Below are 23,868 nucleotides of genomic sequence, written 5' to 3' on the forward strand. Positions count from 1 at the left end.
ATCATTGCTGCTCGATCAGTCTGTTTTGAACTAATACATCAATCCAATCTATAGCATCCTTAGTGGCCAGCTCTCTTTCTATACCAAACTCCTCCACAAGAGAGGCGGCTATATCTTCTGCTGTAAACTCCTTATCTTCATAGATATTCCATAACAAAAGAGATGTATCGTTGAACGATACTATTTTGGTGGTATCAACACCGTATGTACCCTGCAACAGTATAATATTCTCTCCTCCTACAGACTGTATTTTAAAACCTTTTCGAATTCTCATATTGATATATTTAGAAAAAAATATAAAGGATTATTATTCTACAGAAGCAATAATAATCCTTTACAGTATTAATTAAGGTAATTCTTATTCGACAATTTTCTTATAATCGAAATTCAAGATATTCAATCCTGCCGGATTCAATCTTGTTGCTACTCCACTACCTTGTAGTTTCAATTGTTCTTTCCCTTGATTATAGAAACAGATGGTTGCTGTATAGTTAAAGCCCTCTTCTGTCGGAAGAGCAAATATTGGAATAGCATAAGAACCCAATAATTTATACTCTTCCATAAGACTTCTTATAGAACGTGCTTGCATATTTATAGTCGTTGACATTAAATCTGTTTTCACAGCTTTGTTAGGTATTATGCAATCATTCAAATCTTCAACCAACGAAGAAGTCGTTAGTTTATTTAAGTCTAATTCTATTTCGGTATAGAAGGGATATGAACCGATTGCTTTAACCTCATACACTATCTTGTCAAACATTTTGTCCAAATGTTTTGAATCTTGAGGAGTTCTCAAACTAACTCGACCTTCAATCATTGTACCCAAATGATAAAATTGAGCTAATTTAGAATCTTTTGTGTTTTCAGCATCAAATTCAAAAGGAGTTGCCACCATTGGACAATACAAACCAAATAGAGCTGAATTGCTAGTCGCTTTATCTTCGGTTATTTCAATATTTTCTCTACCTACAACTAGAATATGACCATTCTTCAATGTAACCTTAGATTTCTTAGGAACATGGTATGCTCTATAAACCTGCTTACCCTGTCCGGATTTCAGTCTTCCAGAAAACTGAGCTGAACTTTTAGGTGTTTCAGCTGCATAAGAAAACAGTTGCTCTACACCATCAACATCTAGTATCTTTACTTGATCGGCAAGATTCCAACTGGTTGCTCCTCCGGGAGCTACTATACTTTTGAGACTTCCCGATTCGGTACCTATTGTTACATTTACATAACCATCCGAAGTATTGTCAGTTTTCTCATTTTCTTCACTTTGCGAACATGACCATAAGCCAATTGCTAACGTTAATGCAGCAAATATTACTTTCTTCATCGTTTTTTCTTTTTTAGTCGTCATACTTTAGTTAAAAATCTCCCATTGTACTACCTCCGTCTCCGTTACCGAAGCTGTTTGTAGTAAAATCATTTGCAGCTCCTTTTATTTCCACAGACATGGCAAAGCCTTCTTCCACATCCACCTCGATAATTTCGATAAGAGGGGATACGTACTCTTTTTTCATTACTTTTTCGTTACTTTTCATTTTGTTTTTGTTTTGTTAATATTATAGGTCAAAAAGCTTACAGATGAATTTATTTAAATTACAGATTACTTTTATTTTTTTTATTATGCTCCACATAGCCGTAGCCGTATCCATAACCATAAGCCTGCCCGGAACGACTAACGCCATAAATTGATTTTTTATTAAAACTGACTGCATTCAACAAAAGCATTACTGATTGCAAACTACCTTCCTTAACTATACTGTTCAGAGCATCTATAGCCGAAAATTTGGTGTAGTCGGATCTTACGATGTACAAAGTGCAATCAGCATATTTACTGATAATGAATCCGCTAGAAACAACTAGAAATGGAGCAGAATCAATTATAATATAGTCATACTCATTGCGCAACTCGTCCAACGTTTTCTCTAATAATGGAAGAGAGAGCAATTCACTCGGATTTAGTGGTATCGGACCCGCCGGGATAATCTCTAAATTTGGGGTACTTTCATGAGGAATTATGACCTGATGTATGTCGTCCACCATACCTGCCAAATACGTAGACAAACCTTTCTCTTTACTATCTATCCCCAGATATTTACTAAGTGCCGGCTTATGTAGATCTGCTCCAATCAATAGAACCTTTTTCCCTAAATATGCTAAGGATAAAGACATATTAATAGAAACAAAGCTTTTCCCCTCCCACGGTCCCGAAGAAGAAATCTGAAGAATTAACCCTCCTTGTTTTTTCTTATTGATAGTAAAGTTCTCTAATTTGGTTCGCAGCATGCGGAAACTCTCGGTAAGGGGATCACGACCTGTAGCCGTTATTATATGGGCTTTCATCGGCGACTTTCTGTTCTTCAATGCCGAAGGAATAGCTCCTAATAACAGAATGTCTGTTCGATCTGTAATATCTTTTTCAAAAATAATTTTATCACGAAATATATTCATAATCAACACAATGAACACAGGCACAAAAATTGATACAATCAATGCAAGCATATATATATCCCCCCCTTTTGGATAAATTGGGAAGTCTGACCCAAAGGCTTTATCTACAACATAAGCTTGATTAGACAATGATGATAACATGAGTAATGCCTCTTCCCTTTTTTGCTGTAAGAGAGTATAGAGCGGCTCCTTTACTTGCTGTAAACGTGACATTCGTGTCAAAGCCAATTGCTTTGAGGGCATTGCAGTCAATTCGCGTTGATTTAGATTTTGTTGCTTAGTTGTAGATTGTAACTGAAGTTTATAATCAGCCTCTAAATTATCTATTGACTGTTTAATATTCCTCCTCAAAACGGCAATCAAATCGTTAATTATTTGAACTTTAGGATTATTCTCACTAGATCCTGCTAACATCCTATTCCTATCGATAACGTATTGATTATATTGTGAGATCGACGTGTTTAGAGTGCCATCAATAATGCCTATGTTAGCTGGAATGAGCTCATGAACATTACTTTCAAATGATTTTTTAATATTAGCTAAAAGGTTAAGTTGTAATCTGAGATCATTCGAACGTTCTTTATATCCTTGCTCTGAATTCATTGCAATTTGAGATTGCGAACCAAGATCAACTAACTCATTTGCTGTCTGATATTTGGTAAACGATCCCTCCACTTCTTCTAGTTCATCCTCCAGTCCCATGATACGCTCATCAAGGAATGATATTGTACTGAGAATACTCTGGCTATCGTTTTCCTTAGTCAGGATATTATACTCATCTATCAGCATATTCAATATATCCTCTATTCGTTTGGGATGCTTTTCTCTTAATGAGATAATTAATGCATCCGGCTGTTGAGCCGAAGAGGTTATTTCCAAAGCACCTGTCAATGCTCTCGCAGCATTTTCTACATTTGAGCGGGTAATGCACATCTGACCTATCAGTTTGGAAACATCTATATTTTCTTGTGCAGTTAGATTAAAGCTGCCAGCAGGTGTGTTAACAACTTGTCCGAAATTAATTTTTCTGGTAGGTAATGATATCGGTTCGTTATTAATTGACAAAGAGTCTATAAATATTTCTTTTCCTGCAGAAAATGTTATTTCCAGATTAATATTAACTTTCTCATTGTTGACTTTAGGTTTAAATGAAAATTTAACAGGAGAGTCTGTATATTGCTCTGTATCAATAAAACGACCTTTGCTAAAATACCTAACATTAAAGTTACCCAGCTCAACAACGCGACTCATCAACGTTGCCGATTTCAATATAAATATCTGATTATCGGGACTAGTCTTATTTCCTATACCCAAAGTATTAGATATTAGCTGATAATTATCAGAATACTGAGTTTGTTGATTCTTGAGAACTACAGTTATATTCTTCTTATAAATCGGTGTAGTGTAGCGAATATAAAAATAAGCCCCTGTCAGGCATAATATTATAGACATGAGTAATATATACTTCATGTTCCATAAAATAGTGCTTATTTTACGATAATCTACTTTAATTGCTCGTTCCTTATCGTTCAAAAATTCTCTTTCAGTCATGCTTGTCTCAAAATATTTTTATTGGAATATAGCTTACAACACAGCAATTGTTTAATTAATTGAAAATCAAAACTGCCATTGATATTACCAATCCTAAAGAAGAGGCAACTAATGGAATGATGGTAGATTGACTCGATCCCGAAAATGTACGGGATGAAGTTGGAGCCACATAAATAACATCGTTCTGACATAAGTGAAAATATGGAGAAGATAAAATATCAGATTTCCTAAGGTCAATTCTTATATGCTTGTAATTACCATCTATTTCGCGGATTAGTAATACATCGTCTCGTTTTCCCCCCAGAGTGAGGTCTCCAGCCATACCCAAAGCCTGTAGGATCGTTGTTTTTTGGCTTGGCATAACATAAGTTCCCGGTGTACGCACTTCTCCCAATATTGTTACTTTATAGTTCATGAAAGATGCATTAACAATAGGGTTCTTCACATCTTTGGATATCGTGTCAGTAAGCCAATTGGACAGTTCTCGCAAAGTAAGACCTTCAACTTTAATTTTCCCGAATACAGGAAAAGCTATATAACCGTCGATATCAACCATGTAGACCATTGGATCATTGTTATAAGGCGCAACAACCTCTTTGTTCGGAGCTGAAACAATGATACCAATCATATCATCTTTTTTTATCTTAGGCTCATAATTATGATAAGCTGTAAGATTTTTCATATCAATCTTATCAATATCCTGAAAATAGACGACCTTCTTAGACGAACAAGAACTGAGTAAAGTTGTGATAAGTATTCCTATAAATAATTTAGATGGAATTTTCATAATTCTTTTTTTGTAATTTATCTGTTTAAACTAAAGAACAGAATGCATGCTTGCTCTTTGGTCATATCTTTTATCCTGTGTGAATATAAAGTAGGGATGGTATCTATACATACCTCATCTCTCGTTTGCCGAAAGCAATTCGGTCTGCCGATCTGACTTTTCAGTCTTACTATTGTATATATATTTCTTCAATTCAGCCACTACTTTCTTCACGTCTTCATTTGTCAATGCCGAACCGGAAGGCAGGCAAAGCCCTTTGCGGAAAAGCTCTTCTGATGTGCCATCTATATACGCAGGACATGAATCAAATACCGGCTGCATGTGCAACGGTTTCCAAAGTAGTCGTGACTCGATATTAACAGAATCGAGATACAAGCGAATATCATTTACTGTTACTTCTAATATCGTATTGTCGATAGTAATGCAGGTTAACCAATAGTTAGAATTAAATGCCTTATCTCGACATTGCATAACAGATATTCCCTCCACATCAGCCAGTAATTCTGAATATAGAGCATGAATCTCTCGCCTTCGCGACAAATACTGTGACAGTACTTCCATCTGTCCCCGACCTATTCCTGCACAAATATTGCTTAGTCTGTAATTGTAGCCTATTTTTTCATGGTGATAATAAGGCTTATTTTCTTTCGCCTGAGTTGCAAGGAAAACAGTTTGCTGTGCCTGTTCTGTCTTTTTACATACCAAAGCTCCACCACCCGAAGTGGTTATCATCTTATTTCCATTGAATGACAGAACTCCGAATTCTCCAAATGTGCCACATTTACGCCCTTTATATTCAGATCCTAATGCTTCTGCTGCATCTTCTATTATTGGAATATTGTATCGTGATGCAATGGTAGTAATCTCATCCATTTTGGCAGGCATACCATAAAGATCCACTACAATAATCGCTTTGGGATATTTCCCTGTCTTCATTTTCCTATCAAGAATAGCTATTTCCAGTAATTTGGGAGAGATATTCCATGTATCAGCCTCACTGTCGACAAATATTGGTGTTGCACATTGATATGCAATAGGATTGGCTGATGCCGAAAATGTGAATGATTGGCATATAACTTCATCACTCGAACATACGCCCAATTGTACCATAGCCAGATGGAGGGCGGCTGTTCCGGCACTAAGAGCTACAACATGGCATTTCTGATTAAGAAAACCTTCAAGATCTTTTTCGAATCCGGTTACGTTCGGACCTAATGGAGCCACCCAATTTTTATCGAAAGCATCTTGAATGTACTGTAGTTCGTGACCACCCATTTGGGCGATAGACAACCATATTTTTTTTGATTCCATTTACTTGATTATTTTGGCAGGTACTCCCACTACAGTTCTTCCAGACTCTACATTTTCTATCAACATTGCCTGACCTCCTACTATACTGCAACTACCTATTTTGATTTTTTGTATGGAACAAGATCCTATACCCAAATTAGCTTTTTCTTCTATTTTCGTAAATCCTGCAAGATTAACACCGGGAGCCAATGTTGCAAATTGCCCTATTGCAACATTATGACCAATAGAGCATCCAGCATTAATTGTAACAAAATCGCCTATTTCTGTCTCAAAATCAACTGAACTCTCCGGATATATTAAAACTCCACGTCCTATTTTCACCCCTTTTGACAGCCAGGAATTAGGAGATATAAAGTTTGGATACTCCACATCATAAGGCTTTAGCTTTTTTGAGATTGCCTCTTTTGCCGTCGGAGAGCTCATGGCTATAACGATACATAAATTATCTATTTTGTTAGATTGCAAATAGCCTATACCAAATATCGGCAACCCGCAAAGCTCACCCCCCACTTTATTTACATCCTCATCTATAAAACCCAGTATATTATATTCATTGTCAAACATTTCTATGTTATATACAATGAATTTACCAAGATCTCCTGCACCAAAAACAATTAAGTTTTTCATGTAATTGTATTATTTTGATATCCTTATTTTTAGCTTAATATTCAATCTTTTGCGTAGAGTGCACCAAGTACGATTACTTATTCCAAGTCTGATTGAAATTGTTGACAATATGTATCGAAAGGAATCATAGTTATATTCTCATTTGAATTAATTCCATCGCGAATCACAATTTTTTGTATTGTCATCCATATAATTTGAATGTCTAATTTAAAATTCAGATGGTCGAGATACCATACATCATATTCAAATTTTTGCTCCCACGAAATGGTATTTCGTCCGTTCACCTGTGCCCATCCGGTTATTCCCGGTCGCACTTTATGGCGGCAGGCCTGTTCAGATGTATATAATGGAAGGTATTCTTTCAACAACGGACGTGGACCGATGAAACTCATATGACCGAGTAACACATTTATCATTTGTGGAAGTTCGTCTATGGAGGTTGACCTCACAAACCGTCCTATTGGATGAATTCTTTCTGAATCGGGTAATAACTTTCCATTCTCATCCCGTTTATCGTTCATTGTCTTAAACTTAACAATTCTGAAAACTTTCCCATTCTTTCCAGGTCTTTCCTGAAAAAAGAAAGGGCATCCATGATTAGCTATAGCTAAGAATATGCTTATGAATAATAATACAGGTAACAATAATGCAAGCCCAACAACAGACCCTACAATATCAAAGATTCGTTTAATGAAATTGCGATACATTCTGATAAAATTGTAATAATGCATTCCACACATTCTGGTGCGAAAACTTTTCAACAATATGTACTCTGGCATTCAAACCCATTTCCTTTCTTAATGCAGCATCTTCGGCAAGTGATTTCATAGCTTGGTAGAGCTGATCTATATTATGAGGTTCAATTAGAAAACCTGTCTTTCCATTGATAATAATCTCGTTACATCCACAAATATTCGTTGCTATAGTAGGGAGTCCCATAGATCCGGCCTGAAGAGGTGTATTAGGGAAACCCTCACGATGAGAGGGGAACACAAAAACATCGGCATCTGCGAGATATGGGCGGATATCGTCTCTAAATCCGACACTTGTTACTCGGTTTCCTTGCCTAATCCACTTATGACAACTATCGCTTAGGGGATCAATATCTTGTTCAAAAGGACCCACAAGAACCAACTCTGCATTGTCCAATCGTTCAAAAGCTTCTTTCAGCTCTTCTATTCCTTTATCGCGTACAATTCTACCGACAAAAACAAAACGTGTAACGGTATTATCCGAAATCTTGGGGATGGGTTTAAAATATTCCACATCTATACCATTGATATTACCATTGGCCAAAACCTTCGATAGTTTGTTCGCTTTACAAATATTTATCAGTTCTTTCCTTACTCCTTCTCCTTCAGGAATAACATGTGTAGCAGCTATACATGTTAATTGATCCATTGTTTTGAGTAGTTTACTCATATACCCTTTTTTCCATGGAAAAATAAGCCCGGTAAATGTATGCATCCTTACGGGCACTTTAGCTGCCCAAGCCGCTACCATAGAGAGTAATCCTGCTTTAGGAGTCAGCGAATGCACTATATCCGGCTTCTCTTTGCGAAAAAGTATATATAAATTAATTAGAGCTCTCAAATCCTTGAGTAGTGATATTCTGCGCTCTATACAAAGTTCAACAGTACGTATTCCTTCTCTGTCTGATATTTTCCTATGTATTTCTTTGTCCGGTGATGCAACTCCTACTACTTCGTAGTAATTATTCAAAAATTGAAGCTGCCCACGCAATAATATATCAAGTGAAATGGGTGCAGCCGCCACACGTATTATTTTTTTCATCAACTGACAAATACTAGGTAAAATGTGTATAGGTAGGAAATTACCACAGTGTACCCGATCTTAATCGGCTGATCACTCCAAAACTTTTTCATAAATAATGGATAAATCAATATCAACGGTATAAGGAACCATGATATTTGGGCAAAACGATTTGAAAAACTTGCTCTGATTACGATAACCCAAAAAGCATTGGTCATTAAGTAAATATTGAATAGCCATATATAGAATTTATCTGTATATTTTTCTTCGAATATAAAATAATACCCAACTGCAACAGGGATTGCACTGTATAATAAAAAATCCCACCTGAAACCGGTATAACTGAAAACATCTTCACTATTATTACCTGAAATATAACCTGCAAAACGGTCATCTTCGATCAAATTGCTCCCGGCGAGTATATTTGCAACGGAATTACCTACAATTAACGAAAGAAGAATGCAACCTACCCAAATCCAAAAATATATTTTAGAGTCTTTTATAAAAAATGCGATTCCTGCCGCTATAAGTAAGAGGTATAAGGATTTATGAATCCCCAACCCCAAGATAGACAATATTACCATTATAGTAATATTCCGTCTAAAGGTCAAAGCTAAAATTATTATTGAAGCAGCCATCCCATTCCGAATCCCGTTGACTCCGTAACTCCAAAATGTGAACATAGCCATTACGACTATAAATGGTATCAGATAATCTTCTCTGAAAATACGCTTAAATGCCCACCAGAGAGCCCCTACATACGTTGTTGCACAAAACAAAAAGAAGAAATGGACATTGCTATATTTAGCAAACCAAAACATTATGGTATTAAAAAACCATTCTCCATCTTTGAGTATTTGGAACTGATCGATATTCATTTGCAATCGATAAAACGAGTACGCATAGTTTACAGTATCTCCGAATACATATGAGATGGGACGTAATCCCATATATAAAATCACTGCGATAATGACGATGAAGCCAATTATATTATTTACCGCTCTCACTTCAGGCTTAAATAACCTGCCCGAAAAACATTCGAATGCGGCAACTATAATTAAAGCGAAAACCAAATAGTTAAAGTAATCAGTATATAAATATGTGGGGATGTAATCAATCATATTAGCTTCTGATTCCTATTCAAGGGTCATAAATTTGTTACGCTTATATTGAAATAAAAGACACAAGTATAGTACAACCCCAAAAGGTATAGCCAACACTGTCATAAATTTGAATGGCGACTCAGATATAAACCTAGAGTTACGACAAATTATACTCGAACTAACATAATGCATAGCTTCAACAAATCTCCGCTTGTGTGAGGGATGATGTTTCATAGACTCCTTACGTATAAATGCGAACCCCTGCGGATTACGGAAATATTGTCGGTACATATTCATTGAAGAACCATCTATCTGGTAATCGACATAACATAGTACCTCATTTATTGTCAACAGCTCATATTTCAAATCAATAAGCTGGTATTTATAACCCAACCCGACATATTTTTCACCCTCGAAAAGAGGATACTCAGGTACACTTCTTACTACCGATGTGCGATAGACAAGTTTTCGATCTCCACGCCCACCCCGAGTATAGAAACCTGAAAGAGTAGTCTTATCTGTCGTAAATTCAGTTCCGATTATTGTTCCATCAAATTTTGCATCAAGACCTATAATTCCTGCATATTCATCAGATCCATGCTTTTCCCACTTATTGACAATAAGCTCTACTGCATTATCAGCAAGATAATCGTCCGAATCTATACACACATTCAATTCTGTATCTATCAATTGATATGCAGTATTATGTGCTCCATGCATTCCTTGATTTTTCTGATAGTGATATTCGATAGGGATTTTACCTTCAGCAATCCAGCTCCTAACCAAATCGCCTGTAGAATCTGTAGATCCATCATCGACTATTAACCATTTGAAATCAGACGAAGTCTGACGCAAAAGGCTCTTATAACACAAGTCGATTGTATGAGCACGGTTATAAGCAGGAGTGAATATGGTTAGCGTTGGCTTTCCGTTATATATAGATTTTGAAGCCATTCTGCATTTTTATTTATATCAAATCCCATATCGATAATTTCCTGTGAACAATTCTTCCGATCTTTATTTTCTGCTATTTGCAATGCTTTTTCTGCCCATTCTGTAGCAGGCTGTTCCAGTGATAGGAAATTTACCAGTTCGGGTATAATAATTCCGTCTTTAGGTATTTTTGTTGAATTTAGAACTTGCAATCCTGATGCTTGAGCCTCTAGTTGTGCCATTCCCAGACCTTCAAAATATGAAGGGAAGATGAATATATCCATTCCTTGCAACAGATCAGGAATATCTGAACGGCTTCCCATAAACCTTACACTTTCCTTTAGCCCCAATCGCAAGACTTTTTCTTTCACTTTGCTCTCCAAGTCACCACCACTACCCACAAGTACTAATAGTGCAGATGGTTCGCGGCGAACGATTTCAACAAATATGTCTAAAAGAAAAAAATGATTTTTGGGTTGTGAGAAACTTGATACATTACCTACAACTAGTCGTTGTACCCACTCATTGTTAACTCTTATTTTTTCTCTTCTTAGAGGATTGAACATTAATGAATGTGCATCGATTGCATTTGGAAAAAAAATTACTTTTTTCATTATTTTTTTCCCAAATAACCATTTTGCAGAACCCCAACCGCAAGTGAAATAATGAGTTAAATAAGGTCGCATTGCCCACTTAAGAACATTTCTTACAGGCATCTTCATATCAAATCCACAAGGTTCGCTATGTGCATGGGCAGCAATAAATTTAAGACCTCGTTTATGAGCCTCCTTGTATATATAGTAACCTAGTTCGGAGCAATGACCGTGTATTATTTTGTATTCAGGGTGTATGTCGAAAAAATCGGATATTGACTTTTTATATGATGAAGTGCGAAATATACTAATAGGAGGAAATCTGAATATTTTACATCCCATACTTTCTATTTCATCTTCATAAGCTCCCCTTTCTTCACGGTGCACAATGAAATCAAAAATGACTTTAGAACGGTCTATCTTTCTAAGATAATTCATTACCATGGTCTCTGCTCCTCCTCTATTGAGGATCGTAAAAAGCATTAATACCCTGACCGGTTTTTCAGTCATACCCATTTTTCTATTTCTAACTGTATGTTACAAGCTCTTCTTCATCAAAAACCTCGAACTCCGAATTGTTACTCTTGAATTCCGGAACAATTTGTTTCATCATTTGGACAGTGCTCGTAATATCTATTTTTTCAGCATATCCCATGAGCTTTATTACTTGAAGTGTTAATTTTTTATCGTCTATTTTATCACCCTGTACTATCCTTATCTTTTTATTTTTAGTTATTTGAGTAGATTCAGCTTCTGTTAGTAGCTCTTCATACAGTTTCTCTCCCGGACGAAGACCGGTATATTCTATTTTTATATCTTCATCAGGGATAAATCCAGAAAGTAATATCATTTTTCGGGCAAGATTATCAATGTTTACCTGTTCTCCCATATCAAAAACAAGAATTTCACCACTTCTTCCCATAGTTGCAGCCTGTAAAACCAGTCTGCAAGCTTCGGGAATTGTCATAAAGTAACGTATCATCTCGGGGTGGGTAACAGTCACAGGTCCCCCACTCGCTATTTGCTTCCTAAATAGAGGGATGACAGATCCATTACTACCCAATACATTTCCAAAACGAACTGTGATAAACTGAGTATGAGATGAATTGTTATTCAATCCTTGTATGCACAATTCGGCTATGCGTTTTGTAGCTCCCATTACACTCGTCGGATTCACCGCTTTGTCAGTAGATATCATTACGAATTTCTCTACTTTATTAAGTTGTGCGTGACGAGCAATATTTATGGTTCCTCCAATATTAGTAAGAACTCCCTCACAAGGGTTATTTTCTATTAAAGGAACGTGCTTATAAGCTGCTGCATGAAATACAAAGTCGGGTTTATTTTGCTCGAATACATTTTTGATTCTTGTATTCGAACGAACATCACTCAATATAAAGGTAATATTCTGGTTGGGAAACTTCTTTTGCATATCAAGCTCCAAATTATGCAACGGTGTCTCTGCAATATCCAACAGAATCAATCGTTTCACACCAAAGCGTGCCAATTGCACTGAGATCTCTCGTCCGATAGAACCTGCAGCACCTGTTACTAATACAACCTTATCACTTACTTCTTGATATACAGCCTCTACATCTATTGTTATTTCGTCGCGTTGCAAAAGATCTTCTATATCAATGTGTTTTATTCGTTGTCGTACATCCTGTTTCTCTAATGGGTGTATTCTACCACTCATCAGCATTTGTATATTATGCTCTATACAGCTATATACCAATCTATTATGCTCATTGTTAAAATCAGCATAATTGGTAAATATAATATGAGTTATATTTTGCTTAATAGAAAGTAATAATTTACTCAAATCGCCATCCCAAGTATAGATTCGTAAACCTGCAATTTTGAATCCTTTTTTCCGATGCTGCCGGCTTAGTATTCCGACAACCTTGTATGGAACTTCATCATTGTTATTAATTTGAGAGGCAAGTAATGGTGCATATTCACTATCTCCATAAATTAGTACATTGCTTGTCGGCTTATCGTCTCTATGCAATATCGAGTAATAAATACTTACTATAAAAACCCGAGAAAATATCATAAAGAACGAAGATATAAGCATGTCCAATAGTCCGCAGGTAATAGCATCATCTGCATCTAAAATATCTTGTTTTACAACAATCAATGATATTAGTAGGGATTTGATAACCAAAAGGAAGAATATCAGTTTGAGTTCACGGAGCGTGGAGAATCTTATACTGGTCTTGTATAATCTAAATAAAAATAACAAAAGTGTAGAAATTGCAATAGCCAAAATCAGAATGAACCCAACAGAGTCCATTATACTATTCTTTTTTTGTATAAACCAAACAAGCAATAAAGCACATAATGTACCGAAAGAAGATAAGAACAAATCAGTAGTAAATACAATACCCCGATTCAAGTATTGCAAATTACGTAGTTTATCTCTATAGCTTGTATTGATAGAAACGAAACTTCTCTTTAGTAATGACATTTTTTATATTCTAGCGTTAAGGTAAAATCTGGCAAACTCATTTAATTCAGTGCTTTACTCAATATATTTGCAGGAACTATCAATTTAAAAGTAGCAATTCCTTCAAGTCGTATGAGCATTTTACTGTTATTTTTATCAGTGCTTATCAGCTCTCCCCTAACACCTTTCAAAGATCCGTCAACAACTTGTACACGATCTCCTTTTTCGTAAATTTCGTCTAAAGTGTATTCTACACCACTTTCACATATCAATTTGAAATCGTCCATTTGCTTTTGCGGCACAATAAGCAGGCTCTTACCATCTATAGACTTCATGTATGAGATTTTGACTCCGTAATCATTAGCTATTGACATACCGGTATGAAAATCTGCATATATAAAAACAATATTAGGAATAACAGGCGTCCAGACTTCAACCTTTCGATCTTTGCGTTTGCGAACTTCTTTTCGGAATGGTATATAATTCTCCACTCCAAGTTGCTCCAGCTTTTCTTTTATTAGTCTTTCTTGGTTGCGTCTTACACGAGCTGCAAACCACACATTTGATTTGTAGTATAACATTTGTGAAATTGTTGAGTTGTGAAATTTGTCAAGGTGATATATCTATTGTCATCCCTATGGAACGAAAAACCTCAGTTCATTGAAGTCTGCTTATGTTGCTTATCATCAGCGTGACATAAGAATGCAACAAATAGTGCTTAATTTTGATGTGATAATTAAAGCATTAGCGATTTTGTTTCTCACCTCTATTTCAATATTTTACAATGAAATAATGAGGTTAAATTTTCGAGAAAAGCAAAAGCTTCGCTATTGAAAGATACATAAATACCCTTTCAAAAATAAAATGTTTTTAGATTAGATGAAAATTACGAAATAGCACTAATACTCGCGTGTGTCAGACAATCTTAATAAATTCGATGCTAAATGTAATTCTAAACAAGAGAATGCGATGTATTTGTAAATCTTTTAAATAAGGCATTTCTCGCATCAATAACTTATTGTGTAATTAATTTTATGCAATGTTATCGAAAAAGAACATTAAACAATAATCTTATAAAACACTTATAGACCTAGCTATAACGTCTCTAATTGAGAACTTTTTCCTTTTAAAAGAAAAAAACGATCTCGCTGTGATCCACTTTAGTCATTGATTATTCATTAGCCAAAGGTAGATAAAGGTGGAAAATAATGCCGAAATAAAACATATCTATCTTTTCATAAATCACGCTATTTTTTTCATAATAAACGCCAATTTTTAAAAAAATAGCTAATATGTCGATTTATTGGGGTGGAAAGATAATTCTTTTTTATTTTAGTGACCCAGAATATAAATATTCTTGATGGTTTCTGATCGGGTCATCCAGGCATTCTTCACCGGATTTTATCAGTCGTTCTTTGAGGGTTCATTTTATCTCTGCTATTATATAATAAGTCTTGCCTGAAATAACAGAATAAGAAATAACACCATTGGTTCTCAGGCGTTGTAAAGTCCTTTCGCTAATCCGTAGAAAGGTACATACCTCGTCGAGATTTCCTTCCTCCAGGGCTTTATTGTGCTTTATGTGACTGGTAATCAAATTAAGATACTGATTCCTATAATTAAGTCCATAATTCTAAAAAAAAAGCTGCAAACCTTGTGGCTCACAGCTTTCTAAACTCTCCTTATTTTTTATTACGGTGTATCTTTTGACGGACGATATACAGCCCGAACTTTTTTAATTCCTGTGCGTGTCGTTGTCAAGGTTCGTACCGCTGTCGTTTTGTTCCAATAGTAGGTTCCTCCTGCATTATTGGCCGAGGAAGACCAATAATCGATAGTTTTATCTACCACATCCATACCTGTATAGGCAGGATTAAAAATATCGACAACAAAGCTTGCCACTGTATCCATTTCAGCTGACGAAGGCAGATAGTATGCTGCCGGCTTGAATTGCGACGCTAAAATAGATGGAACTACACCGCTTATATCAAATCCGCCTTTTCGTAGCGTATATGTTGCTGCGGGCGAGGTAGTGCCCAGTCTTTGTGTATTCACAAGTCCCTGCTGATTATCAGCCCCTCCGGCTGTCCAATAGACAAAACCCGATGGCAGAGTAGTTGTTCCTTGATACCCCCATGCCAGATTGCTGGCTAATGTAGTCTTACCCTCATCGAAGCGTTCCATATAGAGCGTGCTAGATAATCTGATCGGTGCCCATTGGCGAAAGACTACAGTTTGTGGACTAGTTCCGTTTGATTTTACTATTGTAATTGTACACTCCCTGTATTGTTTATCAGTGTCAAGTTTAGGGAAACCGGGATCTGTATATCGCCACGGCTTGATAAAATAGGTAAACTGATTATTCTTTATCGCGTCTGCTGAACCTGTTTCCATTGGTATCCAGGTATTATTGGCTTTGGTGGTCAAAATCCAGTGCTCCGATACATTTGCCGTATTTATAGCAGGATTATACTGAAAATTAAAGAATTTACTCGATCCGGAAACCGGAAGAACTCCCGTACTCATATGTCCATCGAAGTTAAAATCGGTTTGTGAAAAGCCATAATCGTACATATTCATTAATACCCGCCAGTTGACCCCTTGCCCTGTTCCCGTAACGAGAGTATTGGCGCTGATCCGTCCTCCCTCCTGTGCTCCTCCCCAATCCGAAAGGTAAAGGGATAATATATAATGCTTATTGCGAATCAGATCATAATTTTGGGTTATATCCGTTCCCAAACAAAACCTGTAAGTGATGTCACCCTTTAAGGTACCGTAACTATACTGAGCCTCTACTGTGACGTACGTAGCAAAAGGCATCTGGTTAATATCCGATTTTTTATTTAACTGATTAGCTATCGAATTGTCGGTTCCCTGCATATTTTCAAAAGCGAATAATGCAAGAGTCCCGGTACTAGTATGTGTATTGTAGCCTATAAGACTGTCTACGTTATTTAGGATCGGCCAATTGCTATCTACGAGGGAATATCCCGCGCGCAATCCAGTCGAATTAATTATTTTATTGTTGGGTTGCCCCAGTGTCATCGTAGCCGGAACATTATTTATACTTATTCTTGTCGGTTTTATACTTACTCCTGTCCTGAGGTTTTTTCCATGCAGGCTGACGGTAACCATAGCCATATTGCGCTCCAAGGCAGCATTGAACACTTTACTTCCGTCGCCATTTGTTGTCCCTTGGTCGATAGCTTTGGCAAACATAACAGATTTGTCGGGAGCATTATTCATCGGAAGGGTAACACTTAGCGATTTGAGATCGTTGGGTGTAAGTACAGAACTTCTGCTGATCGCGCTGCCATAATTACCCACAAGATATACTTCGCTGAAAGCTGTAGTTGTATATATGGATAATGACGAGGTTCCTCCACTCATAGGAAGATTAAAGCCCGACGGGTGTGTGGTTGCATCAAAATAATAGACATACGGTGACGCAGCATCATTGTTTACATATACAACAACATTCAGGTTGTTGAGTGTATTGTAATCGAACCGCGTACTGGATGCGCCATTGACAAATGCTTTAAGAGTATTCTTGGCTTCGGTAACTTCCTCCAACGATATATTTATAGTTATCCTATTAGCATCCTTAGAGCCATCGTTATCATAATCCGCTCCATCTTCACGGCACGAAACCGAGAAGCATAGTATTAACATTAGCATCAACGATAAGATTGATATATTCTTTTTATAGGGTTTCATAATTATAATATATTGTTGTTATAATTCGGGTTTAACACCATTGTCAATATTCCAATCGGGTGCTTTCACTGATACACCCTGAGGTGTAAAGTCTATACTGATATTTATTGTAACCTCGTTTTTATCAAGATCAAATTGTGCATATTTATTCAAAAAGTCAGTCATTTTCATACTATATATAGGTTCACCGGAAGAGTCTTCCAAGCCTATAGTTACTGACGATTCCTTTTGGAAACGCATTAGACTGATTTTTGTATAATAGACTTCCTGTTCTGCATTATACAGGAATTTTGGATAATAAGAATAAAGGTCTTTGGTCTGGTGGTTTTCGAAGTCGATAGAACCTGCCAAGTTGTTTATTATAAGCTTTGGCATCCCCGATGCAAATGCTTTTGTCGCAGAAGCATCAGTGTTACTGATTCCTCCTACTTCTAAATACACCTTGATGTGGCTGGAGACAAAGCGAACAGTATCTTCAACTTTGTAATAGTGTTCAAGGTCGGGTATTGTTATTTTTTTATATCCGAAATATAAAGAATCATTGGTGAGGGCATTTTTCTTTTCCATAAGGTTTAGATTAGAAATACGCATTTTGTTCATATCCGCACCTTGTTCGGTTTCTATTAATGTATTTTCGAATGCATTACCTACGCATAATATATAATAATCTCCCGGAGGAACATCGAGTCTTACTCCGTGATTCTGCATAAGTTCACTTTTACTTACTGATTGAATCAGAATATTTCGCTTATCAGAATTGAAGACAAAGAAATCTACTTTCTCGATTTTCTGATCGAAAATTTGCGCAGTCCCATCGCCCGTATAGCTAAAATGGATAAAGGCAGGCTCGCAATCGTCATAATCGTCCGAGATGCATCCACTCATCAAAACAGCGAGTAATGATAATAATATAAATCTCATGTGTTTCAATTTCATATGCCTATATTTATTTAATTCGTAATAGTATTGTTAAAATTTTGGAATTATATAATCTCCTTCAATTTTATTATTATATCTCCGGGATTAAAACTCCCGGAGATTAATATTATATGTTGTTTCTTGATTAATAGAATGTTGGAGTAAGAGCTTGTATAATCCAACTGCTTACAGTCACGTTCACGGCTATACAGATTCTTGAATCCGGATCCCAAGGGCCAATATTGCTTTCGGTAAAGACCAAGTCAAATTGATAAATATACCCCGGTTTAGGATGTGTGTTATCAACTCCTGCACCACTAAAGCTTCTTGTCGCAACATAAGAGAATTGTGTAGGGCTATTATCCACACGTGTCACATCCATAAGACGTATTTTCACATTAGGGAACGTACCTGCTACAGGAATAAAGTTATGAGCAAATACTTTCGTAATATCTCCTCCAGCATAGTATGAATTACTACCGGATGTAAGCGTCGGAATCGGTGAAATAGCATTGTATGCCCATGCTATAGCCGGTGCATTACCAAACTCATATAGTCCTACAGGAGGGTTTGCCAATCCCGGCTCATATATTTTACCCATGCTGCCAAGTCCGGTATATATAGAAAGTTTTTCGCTCACGCCTGTACCATCAACATTAATTTGTTGGTAAATATCTACCAGACCAAGACCTACCAGTTTGAAGGAAGAATAAGTGTTTCCTAAATCCGAACATTGTATTTTACCTATTTCGACGCGTGAAACCAATGCCGACAGATTGACGGTTGTTGTAAAATAATCGGTATCATCCAATGGATGAGGAGTAGGTTGTGTCTCTGTAGACGGAGTTAATATATTTTCCCCATACAATAGGATATTATTTTTATCCTGCTCATCCGCAGCTTGCATCACACTACTTTTTACTGACGCCACATTGGTGTAATTGAGTGTTTCGCCGGTAGTATTACCTAAAACTATTACTTTATTAATAGCAGGATCCAATTGGTGAAATACGTAACCGCTTCCGGTTGTTATAGTGGCAAAATCTGAACTTGAATTTAAAATAGTCTTTTTTTCATAAATATTCGTCCCGTCTGTCAGTAGAATAGTTACATCATTCAATGTGATTACACCTGCTGTTGATTTGTTTGCGATCGATTTGCTTATTTGTGAGACAATGCCATCAAGCTGTAAAGTCACCGTTTTCTTTTTTCCTGTACCCGGTGTCACCCCTGCTTCATCGTCATTGCTACTGCAAGCAAACAGTCCTATGCTCGCGAGTATAAAAACTAAATACTTTAACTTTTTCATAATTTTCGATAATTTTAATTAATACTATTTGATATATTCAATCCTCTATTTTAGTTATAGTCTTCATTCGTCCAAAAACTTATTTATTTGCGATAAATTATCAGTTGCTTCGGAAACCCCATTTTGAGATGCTTTCATAAAATAATCTCTGGCTTCGTCATACCTCTTGTTTTCTGCCATTATGATACCCAGATTGTTCCATGCTATCGGATCATTTTTCACTTTTTCGATAATTTGCATTGCTTTTTCAATGTTACCATGCTCTATTTCTATCCCTGCGGCATTGACTGCTGTTAGCGGATTGTCGGGAAATATCTGAACTGCTTTAAGGTAAATATTCTCTGATTCGGCAGAGCCTTTAGGATAGCTATTAGCCATCAAATAAATTTCGTTCAGACTTAGTAATTTAGGATTTGAAATGAAAGCCTTTTTCGCTTTCTCAACATCGAAGCTAGCTACCTGATAATTAATAGTACAGCTGATACGTCTTAAACTCGGAAATACTTCGTTAAGCAATTGTCTGTACACATTACCACCTTCCAGTTTCATAATTTCAGATTCGCGACCGTCGTGTATATTTACTGTGCGGATGATTTCCAAAACTTTTTCTTTACTATCTATATCAGCTGTTTCTAAAGCCTTTATTAAGCCGTCCCAATCCTCACCTTTCCAGTCTACAAGAACCAGATTGTGAGATATATTATGGCGTTTCTCAAGGAAATCAGCCGTAGCTTTTGCTCTTCTTTCCGACAATTTCATATTAAAGTCGAAGCTGCCTTCCGGAGAAGCAAAACCCACAATATTGATGCTTGTTATTGTCAGGTCGTTATTATTTAGAACAGTGTTGTATAAGTCGTCAAATTTCTTTATTTCGTTTGTGTTATTACCAAAAGGCATATCTATTACCCAATGTCCAACCTTAAAGCTTAAATATAATTCGCTAACTTCGTTTCTGGCTTTGATTTTTTCTACATCAGGGCTGATAAAGTTTGTTTTATATCGAGGGATAAACGTTTCTTTGAGTATGGGCGACATTAGTAAGTTCTCGCTGTTAACCAGTTCGCAAAAAGCACATCCCGAAACATTCTCCTGTAAAATCAGCGAACCGTTTTTCATCCAATCTTCAGCAGGCACACTTGTGCTATAATTTACAGTTTGCGTAGTCTTATTTTTACGATTAACAATACTGTAAGGCTCACCATTGAAAACATCTTTTTTGGAGATAAGTAAGCTCCGTCGCAGAGATTGATTCTTTCGGTTTCCGGTGATAACTATTTTAGGAAGTTCTTTCGATTTTAATTGATCCTGTGATCTGATTACAGGGGTAAGAACAATCATGTGGTCTGATTTGATTTGCAGTTTATCCAGTATAACATCCAGATTCACTACCAGATCATTGTTCTGTTTATTTATAGAATCCCTTACTGTTATCTGTTCGGAATAATTGGTTTGCGCTGCACTGCTTAGTGTTATAAATAAAAACAGAGTCAGGCTTATAACGTAATATATCTTGTTCATCTTTTCCTCCTTTTTATTTAATAATATAAACAATGTTTACTGCGAGTTTTGTAAACCCGAAATAGTCTTTAACACCTTGTCTGACCCACGATCCACATGTAGCACACTCGTATTTGTCGTAGTCGAAACGTATATACCCAACACCAACTCCGGCTTCCAGATTCCACCTGTCGCTAAGCATCCATGAATGATTGTAGGCGATACCTCCTCCAACAAACCACCCTTCAAAACGGTGATCTCTAAAAACTCTAAAGTCTGTACCTAAAAAATTTATTGGAATATCTACATTGCCGGCATTACCCTGTCCACCAAGCAGATGAGCGCCTAAACTACTACCATTAAATTTTTCGCAAAACCAATATTTTACTTCAGGTTGCACGAGCCAGTGTTTCCACTTTTTATTATTGGAGAAAGTCCATGGGTTGTAATTTCCCGAGAGATCTAAAGTCCATTTGTCATTTAATCCAGCCTCCACCCCTAAATTAATAGTGGTCGTTAAATCGTAAAGAAGATTCGACTTTATCGCAACATCTTGTCCTTTAGATACAATAAAAGGCATAACTGTAAAAAACAGTATTAATAATAATTTATTCACCTTAGTCATTCTTTAGATATTAATAGATAATATTTATATTGTATTTTGTAATGAGCATATATTTAATAATAGCCCATATTTGTTTATATATTTTAAAATTATTTTTATTTAATTAAAATGATTTAACTTGCATTTTGTTTAAATAGAACAATTATATTATATTACATTAACTATAACTACTTGGTTTTTTAACACAATAGGAACTCTTTTTCAAACAAAATACAACTACTATATCCTTAAAACCAATATTGTTTATTTTTATTAATTTAAAAAATGCAGTAAATATTTTGCAAAATAATACACTAATAACCCTCCAAATAAATGAGAATTAAGCTAAACTTAAAGAATTATTGAGAGATCTAAGACCTATCTTATTTTAGGGCGAGGCATATCGAAATTAGCTATACTCCCACTCTAGAAGAATTGAAAAATGAATAAGCCAAGAATGACTTCGCATAGTAAAACATTTAAAATATTACTATTTCTATTTTTTCTGATTAAAACTCTGTTATTTATTCTTTATATTTGTCAGGCATCCGCCTAGACCTTAAAATTGTAATACTAAGAATTGATCTTTTGGAAAAAGTCCATCTGAACATAAAATATCTCCTCGAAGATTTGGCATACAATGATTCAGAATATGCACTAAAATCTATATATCTGTTATATTGTGGAAATATTACGAGGTATATACAATTATTTATAAAATCTAAAGAAGTTACCGAAGAACTTCTATCCGATGTATTTTTATCGGTTTGGGAAAATCGAAAATTATTACCACAAGTCGCAAATTTCAATGCCTACATTTATAAAATAGCAAAATTCAAATCTTTAAACTACTTACGGGACAATAAATCTTATGAGGTAGATATCGATATTTCAACAATAGACCTTTTTACTGCAATAAAAACAACAGTGGAAGATCAATATATATCAAATGAAATAGTAGACAAATTAAATGCTGCGATAGAAGAATTACCTCCCAAATGTAAACTGGCTTTTAAGCTTGTGCGTGAAGATAAAATGAAATATAAGGAAGCGGCAGAGCATCTCGGTATTTCTATAAAAACCCTTGAAATCCATCTAACAACCGCAGTAAAAAAAATAAAAGCACGCCTTGAGAATATTAATTTGAGATAAAGTAAAAATTTCAGCAATTTATCTAGGGGGATTTTTCTATTTCCGTTACTTAATATATATAAAATATATTATAGCTGCATATGCAATCGAATAAAGAAATAGAAACCTTAATTGTAAAATACCTGACAGGAGAAGCCTCTTGCAATGATATAATTACAATATCCGACTGGCTTAAATCCGATGATAGGAACAAACTGATATTTGCGCAGATAAAAGAATATTGGCAGGGTGATATCTCATCTGAGTACAACATAAACTATGAACAAACATTTGAGACTCTTTTATCACAAATTAAAAATGAAACCAAATCAAAATCGGCTGTAAAAAAACCAATATCCCGTTATTTGCAGATTGCATCTATAGCTGCCGCATTTATAGGCATTGTCTACCTTGCCGTATTCAATAACGAAAAACGTCCTGTTAAATATTACTCTTACATATCAGGAAACAGTGTTTCTGAATTTAACCTTCCGGATGGTACACATATTTCATTGAACAAAAATAGTGTACTAACTTATACTAATTCGTATGGAGATAAAAAACGAGACATAACACTGGAAGGTGAAGCATTTTTTGAAGTGATAAAAGATGCAGAAAGCCCCTTTGTTGTTAATTTAGAGGGCACAAATATTACAGTACTTGGAACTACTTTTACTGCAAAAAATAGACCGGAAGAGAACCTTATATCTGCGGTTTTGTTCGAAGGATCTATACGATTCGAATCTCCCAATCAAAATGTAATATTAACCCCATCACAACAATTAATCTATAATAAAGAGAACAAATCTATCAATGTAAATCCCATAGATATTGAATCGGTTGGAGCTTGGAAACAAAATCTGATACGTTACAAATCCCGCTCATTCTCGGAAGTAGCCAAAATGCTTGAAGAATATTACAATGTAAAAATACTAATTAACGATCAGGGTCTTCAGGCAGAACAACTAACCGGAGCCTTCGATGGAAATCTAGATATAGACCAGATATTAAATATAATGAGAAAGAATCTGCGGTTTAAAATTGATAAAGAAAATGATAAAACATATGTGCTTTCCAGATAAAACAGACTAATCTAATACCAATAAAT

At 35.8% G+C, this 23,868-nt stretch carries 22 protein-coding genes; 2 read left to right on the plus strand and 20 right to left on the minus strand.

Annotated elements, in window-relative coordinates; genetic code table 11:
• Window position 1 precedes the first annotated feature (1 nt).
• The 20 genes from G7Y56_RS08865 to G7Y56_RS08955 form a co-directional block, all read right to left on the minus strand.
• On the minus strand, window positions 2–274 hold the full coding sequence (locus tag G7Y56_RS08865) for a PqqD family protein (RefSeq protein WP_165042771.1): 273 nt from the start codon (window positions 272–274) through the stop codon (window positions 2–4).
• 84 nt (window positions 275–358) lie between these two features.
• Window positions 359–1,336 (minus strand): hypothetical protein, encoded by a 978-nt coding sequence (locus G7Y56_RS08870; RefSeq protein WP_165042772.1) that lies wholly within the window; start codon window positions 1,334–1,336, stop codon window positions 359–361.
• A gap of 31 nt (window positions 1,337–1,367) precedes the next feature.
• Window positions 1,368–1,544: a hypothetical protein gene (locus G7Y56_RS08875; RefSeq protein WP_165042773.1), complete on the minus strand. Its 177-nt coding sequence runs from the start codon at window positions 1,542–1,544 to the stop codon at window positions 1,368–1,370.
• 58 nt (window positions 1,545–1,602) lie between these two features.
• Window positions 1,603–4,008 carry a GumC family protein gene (locus G7Y56_RS08880; protein ID WP_165042774.1) on the minus strand — a complete coding sequence of 802 codons (2,406 nt, stop codon included), beginning with the start codon at window positions 4,006–4,008 and terminating at the stop codon, window positions 1,603–1,605.
• 55 nt (window positions 4,009–4,063) lie between these two features.
• Complete coding sequence (locus G7Y56_RS08885; protein ID WP_165042775.1) at window positions 4,064–4,795, minus strand: polysaccharide biosynthesis/export family protein; 732 nt, start codon at window positions 4,793–4,795, stop codon at window positions 4,064–4,066.
• Window positions 4,796–4,909: 114 nt separating this feature from the next.
• Entirely contained in the window at window positions 4,910–6,106 is a 1,197-nt protein-coding gene (locus G7Y56_RS08890; protein ID WP_165042776.1) for a DegT/DnrJ/EryC1/StrS aminotransferase family protein, read from the minus strand.
• Entirely contained in the window at window positions 6,107–6,733 is a 627-nt protein-coding gene (locus tag G7Y56_RS08895; protein WP_165042777.1) for an acetyltransferase, read from the minus strand.
• A gap of 77 nt (window positions 6,734–6,810) precedes the next feature.
• A complete protein-coding gene (locus G7Y56_RS08900) occupies window positions 6,811–7,440 on the minus strand; it encodes a sugar transferase (RefSeq protein WP_165021576.1) in 630 nt (209 codons plus the stop codon).
• Window positions 7,421–8,527, minus strand: a complete 1,107-nt coding sequence (locus G7Y56_RS08905) for a glycosyltransferase family 4 protein (RefSeq protein ID WP_185153990.1) — start codon at window positions 8,525–8,527, stop codon at window positions 7,421–7,423. The genes G7Y56_RS08900 and G7Y56_RS08905 overlap by 20 nt, the downstream gene beginning before the upstream one ends.
• Window positions 8,527–9,627 carry an EpsG family protein gene (locus G7Y56_RS08910; RefSeq protein WP_165042779.1) on the minus strand — a complete coding sequence of 367 codons (1,101 nt, stop codon included), beginning with the start codon at window positions 9,625–9,627 and terminating at the stop codon, window positions 8,527–8,529. Before G7Y56_RS08910 ends, G7Y56_RS08905 begins: the two co-directional genes overlap by 1 nt.
• Before the next feature lie 15 nt (window positions 9,628–9,642).
• Window positions 9,643–10,563 (minus strand): glycosyltransferase family 2 protein, encoded by a 921-nt coding sequence (locus G7Y56_RS08915; protein WP_165021571.1) that lies wholly within the window; start codon window positions 10,561–10,563, stop codon window positions 9,643–9,645.
• Window positions 10,524–11,645, minus strand: coding sequence for a glycosyltransferase (locus tag G7Y56_RS08920; RefSeq protein WP_165042780.1), 1,122 nt, complete (start codon window positions 11,643–11,645; stop codon window positions 10,524–10,526). Before G7Y56_RS08920 ends, G7Y56_RS08915 begins: the two co-directional genes overlap by 40 nt.
• Before the next feature lie 16 nt (window positions 11,646–11,661).
• The gene (locus G7Y56_RS08925; protein ID WP_165042781.1) at window positions 11,662–13,605 is read right to left on the minus strand and encodes a nucleoside-diphosphate sugar epimerase/dehydratase; all 1,944 of its coding nucleotides are present in this window, start codon (window positions 13,603–13,605) and stop codon (window positions 11,662–11,664) included.
• Window positions 13,606–13,646: 41 nt separating this feature from the next.
• Window positions 13,647–14,165 carry a UpxY family transcription antiterminator gene (locus G7Y56_RS08930; RefSeq protein ID WP_165021565.1) on the minus strand — a complete coding sequence of 173 codons (519 nt, stop codon included), beginning with the start codon at window positions 14,163–14,165 and terminating at the stop codon, window positions 13,647–13,649.
• Window positions 14,166–15,007: 842 nt separating this feature from the next.
• Entirely contained in the window at window positions 15,008–15,181 is a 174-nt protein-coding gene (locus G7Y56_RS18850; protein ID WP_370457677.1) for a helix-turn-helix domain-containing protein, read from the minus strand.
• Between the two features lie 95 nt (window positions 15,182–15,276).
• Window positions 15,277–17,301: a DUF4906 domain-containing protein gene (locus G7Y56_RS08935; protein ID WP_165042782.1), complete on the minus strand. Its 2,025-nt coding sequence runs from the start codon at window positions 17,299–17,301 to the stop codon at window positions 15,277–15,279.
• 18 nt (window positions 17,302–17,319) lie between these two features.
• The gene (locus G7Y56_RS08940; RefSeq protein WP_165042783.1) at window positions 17,320–18,237 is read right to left on the minus strand and encodes a FimB/Mfa2 family fimbrial subunit; all 918 of its coding nucleotides are present in this window, start codon (window positions 18,235–18,237) and stop codon (window positions 17,320–17,322) included.
• A 127-nt stretch (window positions 18,238–18,364) separates the two neighbouring features.
• Window positions 18,365–19,528: a hypothetical protein gene (locus G7Y56_RS08945; RefSeq protein ID WP_165042784.1), complete on the minus strand. Its 1,164-nt coding sequence runs from the start codon at window positions 19,526–19,528 to the stop codon at window positions 18,365–18,367.
• Window positions 19,529–19,591: 63 nt separating this feature from the next.
• Entirely contained in the window at window positions 19,592–21,046 is a 1,455-nt protein-coding gene (locus tag G7Y56_RS08950) for a DUF3868 domain-containing protein (RefSeq protein ID WP_165042785.1), read from the minus strand.
• A 13-nt stretch (window positions 21,047–21,059) separates the two neighbouring features.
• Window positions 21,060–21,650 (minus strand): DUF3575 domain-containing protein, encoded by a 591-nt coding sequence (locus G7Y56_RS08955; RefSeq protein ID WP_165042786.1) that lies wholly within the window; start codon window positions 21,648–21,650, stop codon window positions 21,060–21,062.
• A 609-nt stretch (window positions 21,651–22,259) separates the two neighbouring features.
• On the opposite strand from G7Y56_RS08955, the gene G7Y56_RS08960 reads away from it, so the two are divergent.
• Entirely contained in the window at window positions 22,260–22,781 is a 522-nt protein-coding gene (locus tag G7Y56_RS08960; protein WP_255498696.1) for an RNA polymerase sigma factor, read from the plus strand.
• 80 nt (window positions 22,782–22,861) lie between these two features.
• A complete protein-coding gene (locus G7Y56_RS08965; protein ID WP_165042788.1) occupies window positions 22,862–23,842 on the plus strand; it encodes a FecR family protein in 981 nt (326 codons plus the stop codon).
• Window positions 23,843–23,868: the final 26 nt, after the last annotated feature.

The sequence above is a fragment of the Dysgonomonas sp. ZJ709 genome (assembly GCF_011039195.1).
Lineage (GTDB): Bacteria > Bacteroidota > Bacteroidia > Bacteroidales > Dysgonomonadaceae > Dysgonomonas.